This window comes from Streptomyces sp. NBC_01017 (genome assembly GCF_045162795.1).
In the GTDB taxonomy this organism is placed as follows: Bacteria; Actinomycetota; Actinomycetes; order Streptomycetales; family Streptomycetaceae; genus Streptomyces; species Streptomyces machairae.
Genome location: NZ_CP108683.1, coordinates 4616122 through 4630730, shown reverse-complemented (window position 1 = coordinate 4630730; position 14609 = coordinate 4616122). Strand labels below are relative to the sequence as shown.

At 70.9% G+C, this 14609-nt stretch carries 15 protein-coding genes; 10 read left to right on the top strand and 5 right to left on the bottom strand.

The annotated features are described in order from the left end of the window. The first annotated feature begins 162 nt into the window (after positions 1 to 162). The 4 genes from OG331_RS20855 (at position 163) to OG331_RS20840 (ending at position 4249) form a co-directional block, all read left to right on the top strand. The gene (locus OG331_RS20855) at positions 163 to 1248 is read left to right on the top strand and encodes a LacI family DNA-binding transcriptional regulator (protein WP_406198423.1); all 1086 of its coding nucleotides are present in this window, start codon (positions 163 to 165) and stop codon (positions 1246 to 1248) included. A 142-nt stretch (positions 1249 to 1390) separates the two neighbouring features. After that, the gene (locus OG331_RS20850; RefSeq protein WP_406198421.1) at positions 1391 to 2455 is read left to right on the top strand and encodes an LCP family protein; all 1065 of its coding nucleotides are present in this window, start codon (positions 1391 to 1393) and stop codon (positions 2453 to 2455) included. Positions 2456 to 2574: 119 nt separating this feature from the next. Continuing rightward, complete coding sequence (locus OG331_RS20845; protein ID WP_362384894.1) at positions 2575 to 2931, top strand: YciI family protein; 357 nt, start codon at positions 2575 to 2577, stop codon at positions 2929 to 2931. A 46-nt stretch (positions 2932 to 2977) separates the two neighbouring features. Then, positions 2978 to 4249 (top strand): RNA polymerase sigma factor, encoded by a 1272-nt coding sequence (locus tag OG331_RS20840; protein ID WP_406198419.1) that lies wholly within the window; start codon positions 2978 to 2980, stop codon positions 4247 to 4249. On the opposite strand, the gene OG331_RS20835 is transcribed toward OG331_RS20840, so the two are convergent. Beyond that, the gene (locus OG331_RS20835) at positions 4250 to 5419 is read right to left on the bottom strand and encodes a THUMP-like domain-containing protein (RefSeq protein WP_406198417.1); all 1170 of its coding nucleotides are present in this window, start codon (positions 5417 to 5419) and stop codon (positions 4250 to 4252) included. Between the two features lie 121 nt (positions 5420 to 5540). On the opposite strand from OG331_RS20835, the gene OG331_RS20830 reads away from it, so the two are divergent. The 4 genes from OG331_RS20830 to groL all read left to right on the top strand — a co-directional run bounded on the left by OG331_RS20830 (position 5541) and on the right by groL (position 9780). Beyond that, on the top strand, positions 5541 to 6548 hold the full coding sequence (locus OG331_RS20830; protein WP_406198415.1) for a polysaccharide deacetylase family protein: 1008 nt from the start codon (positions 5541 to 5543) through the stop codon (positions 6546 to 6548). After that, positions 6545 to 7387: a polysaccharide deacetylase family protein gene (locus OG331_RS20825; RefSeq protein WP_406198413.1), complete on the top strand. Its 843-nt coding sequence runs from the start codon at positions 6545 to 6547 to the stop codon at positions 7385 to 7387. The genes OG331_RS20830 and OG331_RS20825 overlap by 4 nt, the downstream gene beginning before the upstream one ends. A 340-nt stretch (positions 7388 to 7727) precedes the next feature. Continuing rightward, positions 7728 to 8036 (top strand): co-chaperone GroES, encoded by a 309-nt coding sequence (gene groES / locus OG331_RS20820; RefSeq protein ID WP_003998759.1) that lies wholly within the window; start codon positions 7728 to 7730, stop codon positions 8034 to 8036. Between the two features lie 118 nt (positions 8037 to 8154). After that, positions 8155 to 9780: a chaperonin GroEL gene (gene groL / locus OG331_RS20815; RefSeq protein WP_362384904.1), complete on the top strand. Its 1626-nt coding sequence runs from the start codon at positions 8155 to 8157 to the stop codon at positions 9778 to 9780. Between the two features lie 102 nt (positions 9781 to 9882). Here the strand turns inward: groL and OG331_RS20810 are convergent, their stop codons facing one another. The 3 genes from OG331_RS20810 to OG331_RS20800 all read right to left on the bottom strand — a co-directional run bounded on the left by OG331_RS20810 (position 9883) and on the right by OG331_RS20800 (position 12206). Continuing rightward, a complete protein-coding gene (locus OG331_RS20810; RefSeq protein ID WP_406198410.1) occupies positions 9883 to 10575 on the bottom strand; it encodes an ester cyclase in 693 nt (230 codons plus the stop codon). Between the two features lie 91 nt (positions 10576 to 10666). Next, a complete protein-coding gene (locus OG331_RS20805; protein ID WP_369272896.1) occupies positions 10667 to 11440 on the bottom strand; it encodes an SDR family NAD(P)-dependent oxidoreductase in 774 nt (257 codons plus the stop codon). Positions 11441 to 11537: 97 nt separating this feature from the next. Then, entirely contained in the window at positions 11538 to 12206 is a 669-nt protein-coding gene (locus OG331_RS20800) for an MOSC domain-containing protein (protein WP_406198408.1), read from the bottom strand. A gap of 81 nt (positions 12207 to 12287) precedes the next feature. Here OG331_RS20800 and OG331_RS20795 point away from each other — a divergent pair, with 81 nt between their 5' ends. Continuing rightward, the gene (locus OG331_RS20795; RefSeq protein ID WP_406198405.1) at positions 12288 to 13193 is read left to right on the top strand and encodes a LysR family transcriptional regulator; all 906 of its coding nucleotides are present in this window, start codon (positions 12288 to 12290) and stop codon (positions 13191 to 13193) included. A 52-nt stretch (positions 13194 to 13245) separates the two neighbouring features. Here the strand turns inward: OG331_RS20795 and OG331_RS20790 are convergent, their stop codons facing one another. Next, positions 13246 to 13575: a WhiB family transcriptional regulator gene (locus tag OG331_RS20790; RefSeq protein ID WP_406198403.1), complete on the bottom strand. Its 330-nt coding sequence runs from the start codon at positions 13573 to 13575 to the stop codon at positions 13246 to 13248. Positions 13576 to 13956: 381 nt separating this feature from the next. Here OG331_RS20790 and OG331_RS20785 point away from each other — a divergent pair, with 381 nt between their 5' ends. Further along, a complete protein-coding gene (locus OG331_RS20785; RefSeq protein ID WP_003948568.1) occupies positions 13957 to 14568 on the top strand; it encodes a response regulator transcription factor in 612 nt (203 codons plus the stop codon). The last annotated feature ends 41 nt before the right edge of the window (positions 14569 to 14609 follow it).

Below are 14609 nucleotides of genomic sequence, written 5' to 3'. Positions count from 1 at the left end.
TCCTGTCCGGGCGGTGGTCATGAAACTCCTGGCCGGGCGGCGGCTGGGAGGCCCTCTCATGAGCCTCGCGCGAATGTTTCGTTCTTCACCTCGAATGTTCCGGGAACCTAGGCGCGGTGAGAAGGGTTCGTCAAGAGGTCGCGCAGGGATACGATCGCCGCCATGACACCCTCGGAGCCCGCCGAATCCCGGACCACAACGCGTGAAACCCGGACGACATCACCGTCGACCGGCCGGTCCACGCAGACCGCGACGCTCGCCGAGATCGCCCGCGAGGCCGGCGTCTCCGCACCGACAGTTTCGAAGGTCCTCAACGGACGCGCCGACGTCGCCCCGGCCACCCGCACCCGCGTCGAGGAACTCCTGCGCGCCCACGGCTACCGCCGACGGCGGGCCGAGGCGAGCCGATCGCCCCTGATCGACCTGGTCTTCCACGAGTTGGAGAGCGCGTGGGCGATGGAGGTCATCCGGGGCGTGGAGAACGTCGCCCGCGATGCGGGACTGAGTGTCGTCCTGAGCGAGAGCGCCGGGCGGCTGACGCCGGGCAGGACGTGGGCCGACCAGGTCGCCGCCCGGCGCCCGCACGGCGTGATCCTCGTGCTGTCCGGGCTCGACGAGTCCCAGCGCGCCCTGCTGACCAGCCGTTCGATCCCGTTCGTGGTGATGGACCCGGCGGGCGACCCGGGCGCCGACGTGCCGTCCATCGGGGCGACCAACTGGCAGGGCGGGCTTGCCGCCACCCGGCATCTGGTCGAGCTCGGGCACCGCAGGATCGGCGCGATCACCGGGCCGTCCCGCATGATGTGCAGCCGTGCCCGCATCGACGGCTACCGCGCCGCCCTGGAGACGGCCGGGCTCCCGGTCGAGCCGGACCTGATCCGGCCGGGCGACTTCCACCACGAGACCGGCTACCGGCAGGGCCTGGAGCTGCTGCGCCGCCCGGACCGGCCGACCGCCGTCTTCGCCGGCAACGACCTCCAGGCGCTCGGGCTGTACGAGGCCGCGCGCGAGCTGGGGCTGCGGATTCCGGAGGACCTCAGCGTGGTCGGCTTCGACGATCTGCCGATCGCACGCTGGGTGGGGCCGCCGCTGACGACCGTACGGCAGCCGCTCACGGAGATGGCGGAGGCGGCGGCGAAGCTGGTCCTCGACCTCGCGCGGGGGGAGGGGGCGCCGGTGGCGACGCGGGTGGAACTGGCGACGAGCCTGGTGGTGCGGAGCAGCACGGGGGAGCCTCCGGCGGCTTAGCCCCACGCCGCGTCGAAGCCAGTCGGTTGGCAGACCGAAACTTTCGGAAGCGTCTCTTGGGGCTCCTGGAAGTCTGAGAATTTCCGAAGAAAAGGCGCTCTGCCGCTCCTGCCCGTAATAATTCGGACGTACGTTCCTGCCTGTGACGGGACTTGGGGCGAACGGGCGTGCAGCGGACGGGGACTTCGGCGGACGGGCGGGGCGGCGGTCGACGGCGCTGAAGGCGGCCGGACTCGTCTTCGCGGGCGCCCTGGCGCTGGGCGCGGCTGCCGTGGGCTGGGCCTACTGGCACCTGAACCACAACATCAAGAGCGTCGACATCGACAGCGCCCTCGGCGACGACCGTCCCGTGAGCGGCCGGACCACACCGGTCCCGTCGGCCTCCGCCTCCGCGCTGCCCACCGGCTCCCTGAACATCCTCGTCCTGGGCTCCGACTCGCGCACCGGCGAGGAGAACCAGAAGCTGGGCGGCGGCAGCAGCACCGGCGCCCGCTCGGACACGGCGATGGTGGTGCACATCGACGCCGGCCGCACCGGGGCGAGTGTCGTCAGCATCCCGCGCGACACCCTGGTCACCCGCCCGTCCTGCCCGCTGCCGTCGGGCGGTTCGACGGAGGTGGCGTACGGCACGATGTTCAACAGCGCGTACGCGCTCGGCGGCCCCGTCTGCGCGGTCAAGACGGTCGAGTCGCTCACGAGCGTCCGCATGGACCACTACGTCGAGATCGACTTCTCGGGCTTCGCGAAGCTGGTGGACGCGCTGGGCGGCGTCACCGTCACGACGGACGAGGACATCGACGACGAGGACAGCCACCTGACCCTCAAGGCGGGCACGCATCACCTGGACGGCACCCGGGCGTTGGCCCTCGCCCGCACCCGGCACGGCATAGGCGACGGCAGCGACCTCGGCCGGATAGGCCTGCAACAGAAGCTGGTGACGGCCCTGCTGGACCAGATCTCCGCCACCGACCTCCTCACCGACCCGGCCCGCCTCTACCGGGTCGCCGACGCGGTGACGGGCAGCCTGACGACCGACACGGGCCTGGACTCGCTGGGCGAGCTGACCGGCCTGGGGCAGAGCTTGCAGGGGCTGGCGTCGGACACCGTGCGGACCGTGACGATGCCGGTGGTGCCGGCGCCGTCGGACCGCAACCGGGTGGTGGCTCAGGAGCCGGAGGCGGGGGAGCTGTGGGAGTCGTTGCGGTGACGAGAAAAATCTTCGAAGAAATCCGGGGAGCGTGTCGATCCCGGGGTCTCCCGTTCGACGCAGGGGTGAGAGGCCGGGAAGAACCCGGTCGCCGAAGCACCGAACCCCGAGGAGTCACCATGCCGCGCTACCTGTCGCTCGTCCGGATCGACGAGTCCACCGCCCCCGCCGAGGGCCCGAGCCCCGAGATGATGCAGCGCATGGGGGAGCTGCTGGAGGAGATCACCAAGGCCGGCGTCATGCTCGACACCGCCGGTCTCACCCCGTCGGCGCAGGGCACCCGCGTGCACTGGGACGGCGCGAACGTCTCCGTCACCGACGGGCCCTTCACCGAGTCCAAGGAGGTCATCGGCGGCTATGCGATCACACAGTGCAAGGACAAGGCCGAGGCGCTGGAGTGGGCGTCGCGGTTCGTGAAGGTCCACGGCGAGGGCTGGCAGGTCACCTGCGAGGTGCGGGAGATCGCCGAGGGCTGATCAGCCTCCTTGGATACCCGGCCGTACGGGTGTTGCATGGTGGGCTGTGACCCCGCAGCCCACCGCAGACCCGCACGGCACCATCGAGACCGTCTTCCGCATCGAGTCTCCTCGCGTGATCGCCGCCGTCGCCCGGATGGTCCGCGACGTCGGGATCGCCGAGGAACTCGCGCAGGACGCGCTGGTCGCCGCGTTGGAGCAGTGGCCCCGCGACGGCGTGCCCGACAACCCGGGCGCCTGGCTCATGGCCGCCGCCAGGCACCGCGCCGTGGACCTGATCCGCCGCCGCGAGAACTACGCCCGCAAGCTGGCGGAGATCGGCCGCGACCTGGAGACGACGGCACCGCCCGAGGAGCCGTCCGCCCTCCATGACCCCGACGACATCGACGACGACCTGCTGCGGCTGGTCTTCACCACGTGCCACCCGGTGCTGTCGCCGGAGGCCCGCATCGCCCTCACCCTGCGTCTCCTCGGCGGCCTGACGACGCCGGAGATCGCCCGGGCGTTCCTGGTCCCGGAGGCCACGGTCGCCCAGCGCATCGTCCGCGCCAAGCGCACCCTGGCGACCCGGAACGTCGCCTTCGAGGTGCCGTACGGCCCCGACCGCGCGGCGCGCCTCGGCTCGGTCCTGGACGTCATCTACCTGATCTTCAACGAGGGTTACGCCGCCACGGCCGGCGACGACTGGCTGCGCCCGGCGCTGTGCGAGGACGCGCTGCGGCTGGCCCGCGTGCTGTCGGGGCTGATGCCGAAGGAGCCCGAGGTGCACGGCCTGACCTCGCTCCTGGAGTTCCAGGCGTCCCGCGCGACGGCCCGCACCGGCCCGTCCGGCGAGCCGATCCTCCTCAAGGAGCAGAACCGCAGCCGCTGGAACCGCATGCTCATCGCCCGCGGCATCGCCGCTCTGGACCGCGCGGGCGCCACCGCCACGGGAGCGCCGGGTCCTTACGCCCTCCAGGCCGCGATCGCCGCCTGCCACGCGCACGCGTACGCCTACGAGGAGACCGACTGGCAGACCATCGCCACCCTGTACGGCCTGCTGTCCGCCCGCGCCCCGTCGCCCGTGGTCGAGTTGAACCGCGCGGTCGCCGTGTCGATGGCGCAGGGGCCGGAGCCCGCACTGGCGATCGTCGACGCGATCGCCGCCGAACCGGCGCTGCGGGACTACCACTTGCTGCCGAGCGTGCGCGGCGATCTGCTGCAGAGACTCGGCCGTACGGACGAGGCGCGGACGGAGTTCGAGCGGGCGGCGCGGCAGACGCGCAACGAGCGGGAGCGGGAGATGCTGCTGAAGCGGGCGGCCGGCGACGGGGCCTGACTACGCGGGCCGCCCGACCAGCATCGTCGGCGCCCCCGCCACCCGGGTCAGGAACACGGTCGCCGCGTTCGGCCCCTGAAGCTTGACCTTCTTCCGCAGCTCCTCCGGCTCGACGGCCGACCCGCGCTTCTTCACGGTCAGGATCCCGACCTCGCGCTCCCGCAGCAGGACCTTCAACTTCTTCACGTTGAAGGGGAGTTGGTCGGTGATCTCGTACGCCGTGGCGTACGGCGTCGGCCGCAGCTCGTCCGCCGTGACGTACGCGATGGTCGCGTCGATCAGCCCGCCGTCCAGCTGCTGGGCGACCTCGGCGACCAGGTGGGCGCGGATGGCGGCGCCGTCCGGCTCGTACAAGTACCGCCCCACCGGCCGGACTCCGGGGTCGGGGAGGCGTCGGGAGAGCAGCGAGCGCGGCCCGGGCAGCAGGGTGGCCCGCACGGCCCCGGGCTCGGTCCCGAACCACAGCACGGCTTCCTTCACGTCGCCGCCGTCCGAGATCCACTCTGCCTCGGCCTCCGCCGGGATCGCCTCGTGCGGGATTCCGGGCGCGATCTTCAGTGCGGCTCGGGGCGCCTTGCGGGCCGTCTCGACGGCCCAGGACAGCGGTGGCGAGTACGCCTCCGGATCGAAGATCCTCCCGCGGCCGCCCCGTCGGGCGGGGTCGACGAACACGGCGTCGTAGCCGGCGACGTCCACCTCGGTGACATCCGCCTCCCGCACCTCGATCAGGCCGGTGAGGCCGAGGGCCTCCGCATTCTCGCGCGCCGCGGCCGCCGTCACCGGATCGCGGTCCACCGCGAGCACCCGTATCCCGGCCCGCGCCAAGGCGATCGCGTCGCCCCCGATCCCGCAGCACAGGTCGGCGACCGAGCCCACCCCCAGCTCCTTCATCCGGTCGGCCCGGTACGCCGCGACACTCGCCCGCGTCGATTGCTCGACGCCGTTCGGAGTGAAGAACATCCGCCCCGCGTCCGCCGCCCCGAACTTCGCCACCGCCCGCTGCCGCAGCCGGGCCTGTCCGAGCGCCGCCGACACCAGCTCGGCGGGGTGCTCGCGGCGCAGCCGGGTGGCGACGGCGAGTTCGTCGGCGGGGTCGGTGTCGCGTACGGCGTCGAGGAGGGCGCTGCCCTCGGGGGTGCGGAGGGAGAAGAAGGCGGCGAGGTCGTTCACCGGGTCATTGTCCGCCAGCCGGGGCACCGCACGCTCACTGTGGGCCAGTCGGTGGATGGTCCGTCTCCCGGCGGCGGTGTCGGCCCGGCTTCGGGCCGGGCGCCTGCGAAGATCCCGCACCATGCGACTAGTAGTACAAAATGACAAAAGTAGCCCCAATGGGGCAGCTGTGGGGTGGCGTGGCCGGGCAGCGGGAGGTTCACGGGTCCGCGGCGCAGTCGCCGTGCTCGCCGTCGCCGCCATCGCCGCGGGCTGTGCACCCGCGGGCACAGGCGCATCCGGGCCCGCACACCCCACCCCGAGCCGGCAGCCCCTCAAGGCGCCGCCCCCGGCCACCACCCCGGGCCCGCACGCCGGGAACACCCCCGGCACGCACGCCAAGAAGTTCAAGTCGGCGCAGTCCGCCCTCGCCGCCCGAGCCGCCGCCGCGAAACGCTGGGGCCTGCCGAGAATCCCGCTCACGCCCCCGCCCCCGCCCGCCACGAAGCCGAGGATCACCACCCGCGAGGGCTTCGAGGTCGACGGACACGAGAAGCTCGGCCTCCCGCCGGTCTTCACGACCGTCCCCACCAAGCAGCGGATCGTCTTCCTCACCATCGACGACGGCGCCGAGAAGGACCCCGTCTTCCTGCGGATGATGGACGACCTGCAGGTGCCGTACACCGCCTTCCTCAGCGACTACGTGATCAAGGACGACTACGGCTACTTCAAGCGGATGCAGCGCAGCGGCGTCACCCTGAACAACCACACCCTCCACCACCCCTACCTCCCCGCCCTCTCCTACCGCCGTCAGCAGTACGAGATCTGCGGCATGCAGGAGGTCATCGAGGAGCGCTTCGGCAAGCCCGCGCTGCTCTTCCGCCCGCCCTTCGGGAACTACGACAGGGACAGCCTGCGTGCCGCGAAGTCGTGCGGCATCAAGTACGTCCCGCTGTGGAACGAGGAGGTCTTCGTCGACCACTGGGAGTACCGCGAGTGGGACCAGAAGATCCGATCGGGTGACATCGTCCTCACTCACTTCCGGGGCCGCGAGGACTGGAAGGGCACAATGCCCGACATGATCCGCCGGTTCCTGAACAAGGTGACGGCCGAGGGCTACGCGGTGGCCAGGCTGGAGGACTACCTGTGAGGCGGACGCCCGGGCCGCGGGCCGTGGCGCTCGCGGTCCTGGCTTCCGTTCTGCTCGCCGGCTGTGCGCAATCGGCCGGCCCGGCCGGCCCAAGCGGAGGGAAGCCGGGCGACAGGGCGGCCCACAGCTCACAGTCGGCGGGCGGCCCGACGCACACGGCACAGCCGTACGGGCGCTGGGGCCTGACCGCCCCCCTCGCCGCGCCACCGCCCCCGCCCGGTCGGCGGCTGCGGCTCGGACCGCCCGGCGGCCGGCCGCTGCCCGTCGTGCACCGCGCGCCCACCCGCGACAAGGTCGTCTTCCTCACCTACGACGACGGCGCCGAGAAGGACCCGCGCTTCGTCGACATGGTCCGTGAACTACGGCTGCCCGTCAGCATGTTCCTCACGGACAGCGTGGTCGGCCCGGGCTACGGCCACTTCGCGCGCCTGCGCTCGGTGGGCGCGTCGATCCAGAACCACACCCTCGACCACGCCGCCCTGAGCGGCCTGCCGTACGCCGGCCAGCGTGCCGAGATCTGCGGCCAGCAGAACAAGCTCCGCGCCCGCTTCGGCATCCGCCCCCGCCTCTTCCGCCCGCCCTACGGCACGTACGACACCACCACACTCCGTGCCGCGGCCGACTGCGGGGTGACGGCGGTCGTGCTGTGGCGGGCGGCGATGGAGGGCGACGGCGAACTGACGTACGCGCACGGCCCCGGACGGCTGCGCGCCGGGGACATCGTGTCGGTCCCCTCGGGCGAGCCGGCCGGGCTGACGCTGAGAGAGCGGACGACGAGGCTGCTCCGGGAGATCCAGGGGCGGGGGCTGACGGTGGGCCGGCTGGAGGACTACATCTGACGGAACTTTCCGGCGCCGGTCCAGGCATGTCAGCCCGTCCGGCGTTTGAGGACGAGGCCGTTCATACCGATAGCGGGGGTCTGGGGGCGCCAGCCCCCAGGCGGCCACGGCAACGCCGGTCACCGGCAGCACCGGTCACCCGAACGCGGCTCAGCCAGCGCAGCGAATTAGCAGTCCGCTTGACCGAGTGCTAATCGCGGTCATAGTCTCGGGTCTGGCACTCCCCACTGGAGAGTGCCAACTACGCGACGGGCAGGTCCGGCACCCGCGACGACGGATCCACCTGGTCGCCACCTCAGACAGTTAACCCCGTGAGATCTCCGAAGGGGGAGGTCGGATCGTGACGACCACCAGCTCCAAGGTTGCCATCAAGCCGCTCGAGGACCGCATTGTGGTCCAGCCGCTCGACGCCGAGCAGACCACCGCCTCTGGCCTGGTCATCCCGGACACTGCCAAGGAGAAGCCCCAGGAGGGCGTCGTCCTGGCCGTGGGCCCGGGCCGCTTCGAGAACGGCGAGCGCCTGCCGCTCGACGTCAAGACCGGCGACATCGTGCTGTACAGCAAGTACGGCGGCACCGAGGTGAAGTACAACGGCGAGGAGTACCTCGTCCTCTCGGCTCGCGACGTGCTCGCGATCATCGAGAAGTAATTCACTTCAAGCACTTTTGCTTGTGAGCTGCGCCCCGGGCCCCCGCGACCTTATGAAGCCGGGCGTCCGGGGCGCAGTTCGTTTCACCCACGTTTTCCGAGAGGGCTGAACCGCTCCCATGGCGAAGATCCTGAAGTTCGACGAGGACGCCCGTCGCGCCCTCGAGCGCGGCGTCAACAAGCTGGCCGACACCGTCAAGGTGACCATCGGCCCCAAGGGCCGCAACGTCGTCATCGACAAGAAGTTCGGCGCGCCCACCATCACCAACGACGGCGTCACCATCGCCCGTGAGGTCGAGGTCGAGGACCCGTACGAGAACCTCGGCGCCCAGCTGGTGAAGGAGGTGGCGACCAAGACCAACGACATCGCGGGTGACGGCACGACCACCGCCACCGTGCTCGCCCAGGCGCTCGTGCGCGAGGGCCTGAAGAACGTCGCCGCGGGTGCTTCCCCGGCGCTGCTGAAGAAGGGCATCGACGCGGCCGTGGCCGCGGTCTCCGAGGAGCTCCTCGCGACCGCCCGCCCGATCGACGAGAAGTCCGACATCGCCGCCGTCGCCGGTCTGTCCGCCCAGGACACGCAGGTCGGCGAGCTCATCGCCGAGGCGATGGACAAGGTCGGCAAGGACGGTGTCATCACCGTCGAGGAGTCCAACACCTTCGGTCTGGAGCTGGACTTCACCGAGGGCATGGCCTTCGACAAGGGCTACCTGTCGCCGTACTTCGTGACGGACCAGGAGCGCATGGAGGCCGTCCTCGAGGACCCGTACATCCTCATCAACCAGGGCAAGATCTCCTCCATCGCGGACCTGCTGCCGCTGCTGGAGAAGGTCATCCAGGCCGGTGCCTCCAAGCCGCTGCTGATCATCGCCGAGGACGTCGACGGCGAGGCCCTGTCGACCCTGGTCGTGAACAAGATCCGCGGCACCTTCAACGCGGTCGCCGTCAAGGCCCCCGGCTTCGGTGACCGCCGCAAGGCGATGCTGCAGGACCTGGCGGTCCTCACCGGCGCCACGGTCATCTCCGAGGAGGTCGGCCTCAAGCTCGACCAGGTCGGCCTGGAGGTGCTCGGTTCCGCTCGCCGGATCACCGTCACCAAGGACGACACCACGGTCGTCGACGGCGCCGGCAAGTCCGAGGACGTCACGGGCCGCGTCGCCCAGATCAAGGCCGAGATCGAGAACACCGACTCCGACTGGGACCGCGAGAAGCTCCAGGAGCGCCTCGCGAAGCTGGCCGGCGGCGTGTGCGTGATCAAGGTCGGCGCCGCCACCGAGGTGGAGCTGAAGGAGAAGAAGCACCGTCTGGAGGACGCCATCTCCGCGACCCGCGCCGCGGTCGAGGAGGGCATCGTCTCCGGTGGTGGCTCCGCTCTGGTCCACGCCGTGAAGGTCCTCGAGGGCAACCTCGGCAAGACCGGCGACGAGGCCACCGGTGTCGCGGTCGTCCGCAAGGCCGCCGTCGAGCCGCTGCGCTGGATCGCCGAGAACGCCGGCCTGGAGGGCTACGTCATCACCTCCAAGGTCGCCGAGCTCGACAAGGGCCAGGGCTTCAACGCCGCGACCGGCGAGTACGGCGACCTGGTCAAGGCCGGCGTCATCGACCCGGTCAAGGTCACCCGCTCCGCCCTGGAGAACGCCGCCTCCATCGCCTCCCTGCTTCTCACGACCGAGACCCTGGTCGTCGAGAAGAAGGAAGAGGAGGAGCCGGCGGCCGGTGGCCACGGCCACGGGCACGCCCACTGAGCCCAGCAGCTCACGCGCGCTGAGCCCAGCGGCTCTTACGCACGCAAGAAGGCCCCGGTCCCGCGCTCTCGCGCGGGACCGGGGCCTTCCCCTTCGCGGGCTTCACTCGCCGAGTACCCCCAGTTGCTCCAGCAGACCCGCCCGGTCGTAGAGCCAGCGGCTCTCGCAGATCCTGCCGTCCCGGAACCGCTGCCAGGTCATGCCCTGCATGGACACGTCCTGCCCGGTCGGCGGAATCCCCAGGAAGTCGCCCTTGTGCTTCGCGACCAACGTCCACCGGGTGCACACCTGGTCGCCCTGGGCCATCTGATCGTCGATCCGGAAGGTGAAGTCGAAGGCGCCCCGCCACCCCGCATACACCTCGCGCATGCCGTCGACGCCCTGCACCGGCCGCGGATACGACGGATCGTGATCCACATAGTCGTCCGTGAGGTGCTCGCCGATCCGCTCCGGCGCCATCCTGCCCATGGCCTCGAAGAAGGTCCGCGCGGCCAGGACGTTCAGCTGCTCGTCGCGCACCACGTCCAGATCGGTGAACGTGGGCGGCTCGTCACAGAGCGCCACCATCTCCTGGAAGATCCGGCCGGTCTCGGGCAGATCGGAGTTCCGCATGGCCTCGTCGTACGACGGAAACTCCACGATCTCGATGAAGTGCGACGCGTCGGTCCGGTCCTTCCCGATGACGTCGTGCGTCGCCGTCCGCTTCCCCTTGGTCTGCTCGACCCACCTGTCCATCAGCCGGTTCATGTCGTCGAAACGGCTGGTCCTGCAGTCGATGAGCTGTACGAAGGTCATGGCGTCGTGGCCTCCCGGGCGTGCTGGGTACGGCTGGACACCACCATTTTCCCACCGCGACGGCCCGGGCGCCCGGCCCTGCCCAAGGCGCCTACTGCGGCCCGTACTTCCGCCCCGTCCGGGAGCTGATCCCCCCGAGCACCCCCCGCGGCACCAGCTTCGCCGCGCCCAGCAGGACCTTGTAGCGAGGGTCCGGAATCGACACCGTCTTGCCCTTCGCCAGATCGTGGAGCGCCGCCGCCACCAGCTTGTCCGCGTCCAGCCACATCCACCCCGGGATGTTGTCCGTGCCCATCCCGGCCCGCTCATGGAACTCGGTCCGCACGAACCCCGGGCACAGCGCCATCAGCCGCACGCCGCTCCCGGCCAGATCCCGCGCCGCTCCCTGCGTGAACTGCACGACCCACGCCTTGGACGCGCCGTAGGTGCCGCGCGGTACGAAGGCCGCCACGGAGGCGACGTTCACGACACCGCCCCGCCCCCGCTCCCGCATCGCCTCCGACGCCGCCGACGTCAGGCGCAGTACGGCCTCGCAGTGCACCTTGAGCATCTTCAGCTCGTCGGCCATGGAGACGTCGAGATAGCGGCCCTTGTTGCCGAAGCCGGCGTTGTTGATCAGCAGGTCGACCGGGTTCCTGCGGTCGCCGAGGCGGGCGGCGACCGTCTCGATGCCGGTGTCCTCGGCGAGGTCGGCCGTCAGGACCTCCGCCTCGATGCCGTGCCGGTCGTGCAGTTCGGTCGCCTGCTCCCGCAGCCGCTTGGTGTCCCGGGCCACGAGCACCAGGTTGTGTCCGTCGGCGGCCAGCCGCCGTGCGAAGGCCGCGCCGATGCCCGCGGTCGATCCCGTGATGAGAGCCGTTGTCATGGCGCAAGGTTAGTGACCCGGAGTCTGCGCGTCCGCTCTCTGCACAGGGCCTCCCGGTCGGTGAAGCCCTGGCGAACACCCGGCAGGTGAGCCGCGGTCAGACCCCGTGCTGGGACACATACTTCCGGGCCGCCGCCAACGACTCCGGATGCAGCGCCGCACCGGCCGTCAGCAGCCGTGGCAGCAGCTTCCGCTCCGTCGTGACCGCCCGGAACTGCAGTGCCACCGTCACGTCGTGATCCGGGCGGTGGATGATCTCCATCGCGTCGCCCGCCCGTATCTCACCCGGCTCGATCACCCGCAGATACGCGCCCGGCGCGGCCTTCGCCGTGAACCGCTTCACCCACTGCGTCTCACCCAGATGGCCCTGAAAGGTACGACAGGGAATCCGGCCGCACGTCACCTCCAGCACCACCTCGGGCCCGATCCGCCAGCGCTCGCCGATCAGCGCACCGGACACGTCCAGGCCGGACGTCGTGAGGTTCTCCCCGAACACGCCGTTCGCCAGCGACCGCCCCAGCTCGCGCTCCCAGTCGTCGAGGTCCTCGCGCGCGACCGCGTACACGGCCTGGTCGTCGCCACCGTGGTGCCGCTTCTCGCACACGGTGTCCCCGGCCAGCCCGCTCCCCCCGACGCCCTTCGGCCCGGGCGCCGCCACCCGGACCGGCCCCGCCGCCGGCTGTTTGTCGATGCCGGTCACACCGTCGGCGTGATCCGTGTACGGCACCGCCTTCGCGCGGCCCAGATTCACAGACAGAAGCTTCATGACGGCACGGTAGGCGACGTAGGTCCAAAGTGTCGACGCATTATTCGGCACGTACTCCAAGGTTCGCTTATGCTCGGTTCCGTGCTCGAAGCCCGTCACCTCCGCGTCCTGCGCGCCGTCGCCGCCACCGGTTCCTTCTCCGCGGCCGGGCGTGAACTGGGCTGCACCCAGCCCGCCGTCAGCCAGCAGATGAAGGCCCTGGAAGCCTCCGTCGGCACGCCCCTGCTGATCCGCACCGGACGCGAGATGCGGCTGACCCAGGCCGGCGAGGCACTGGTGCGGCACGCCGCCGGGATCCTGGCGGGACTCACCGCCGCGGAGGAGGAGGTCGCCGCCATCGCCGGGCTGCGGGCCGGCCGGGTGCGGCTCGTCTCCTTCCCCAGCGGCAGCTCCACCCTCGTCCCGACCGCCCTCGCCGCCCTGCGCGCCGCGCACCCCGGCACCCGCGTCTCCCTGGAGGAGGCCGAGCCGCCGAAGTCCGTCGAGCTGTTGCGCGAGGGCGACTGCGACGTGGCCCTCGCCTTCCGCTACGAGGGCGCGGCCCAGGAAGGGGAATGGGACGACCTCGTCGTACGCCCGCTGCTGACGGACCGTCTCGTGGGCCTTGTACCCGAACGGCACCGGCTCGCGCGCACCGCGTCCGACGGACCGGTCGCCATCGGGGAGCTCGCGGCAGAGCCCTGGATCGCCGGATGCCCGCGCTGCCGGGGGCAGTTGATCGAGGTGTGCGAGAGCGCCGGCTTCACGCCCCGCATCGACTTCGCCACCGACGACTATCCCGCGGTCGTGGGCCTGGTCGGCGCCGGCCTGGGCGTGGCCGTCCTGCCCCAGCTCGCCGTGGAGTCCGTACGGCCGCGGGGGGCGCGCATGGTGACGCTGGAACCGGCGGTCCGGCGGGAGATCGTCGCGCTCACCCTGCCCGACCTGGCGCAGGTGCCGGCCGTCGCGGCGACGCTGGAACAGCTGGCGCGGGCCGCCGCCCGCTAGCGACGAGAAGAAGGGCACGCAGGTGCGTGCCCTTAGGTGGAGAAACGTTCCTTCAGTGATGCGAGCCGGCCTCCCCGCCGGTCGTCGAGGCCGTAACCAGCCGGTTGCGCGCCCGCCCCATGAGCTCCTCGCGCTCGTCCTCGGTCAAGCCGCCCCAGACGCCATACGGTTCGCGCACCGCCAGCGCGTGCGCCGCGCACTGCGCGCGCACCGGGCACCTCATGCAGACCTCCTTGGCCGAGTTCTCTCGAGCGCTCCGAGCCGCACCGCGCTCGCCCTCCGGGTGAAAGAAGAGCGAACTGTCCACCCCGCGACATGCAGCCAGCAGCTGCCAGTCCCACAGGTCCGCGTTCGGTCCGGGAAGGCGGGAGAAATCTGCCATTGCGTGACCCCTTGTAGCCGTTCTGGGCGGATACGGTGTCTACGACCGTACATCTACGATCTAAGAAGATGAAAATATGACTCATTGCGAATCTAGCCCCAAACGCCGTGAAACGGGAAGAAAAAGGGCTGAATGGGGCATGGGTTGTGATGAAACATTGAGGGTCCGTCGTGCATGTCTGCCCCGTGTCCGCCCCCTCACGTAGAGTGCCGAAGACGGCACATGCCCCCGTAACTCTTTCGAGTGACCGTCGTTGAGAGGGCGGAGGCGGTTGAAGGAACAAGCGCTCGGGCACGCGTCCGAGGCGGTCGACCGCACAGGTGACGATTTCGTACCAGCCTGGAGGCTCAAGGTGACGTGCATCAGCTGCGGAGGGCGGCCATGACATCCGTCCTCGTCTGCGACGACTCCCCGCTTGCCCGAGAGGCGCTTCGCCGCGCGGTCGCGACCGTGCCCGGCGTCGAGCGCGTGACGACGGCGGCCAACGGCGAGGAAGTCCTCCGCCGCTGGGGCGCCGACCGCTCAGACCTGATCCTGATGGACGTACGCATGCCCGGTCTGGGCGGCGTCGAGACCGTGCGGCGGCTGCTGTCCGCCGACCCCGGTGCGCGCATCATCATGCTCACGGTCGCCGAGGACCTGGACGGCGTGGCGCTCGCGGTCGCCGCCGGTGCCCGTGGCTATCTGCACAAGGACGCCTCGCGCGCGGAGTTGCGCGCCACGGTGACCCAGGCGCTGGCCGACCCCACGTGGCGGCTCGCCCCGCGGCGGCTGCGGTCCGCCGAGATGGGTGCGGCGCCGACGCTCACGGCGCGTGAGATCCAGGTGCTCGAGGGTATGAGCCATGGTCGTTCCAACGCGGAGATCGGTCGGGAGCTTTTCCTGTCCGAGGACACCGTGAAGACGCACGCCCGGCGGCTGTTCAAGAAGCTCGGAGCGTCGGACCGGGCGCACGCGGTGGCGCTCGGATTCCGGTGGGGTCTGGTTCGCTGAGAGCTCGGCCCTGCGGGCCGTTGCTGTGTGCGGGTCGTTTG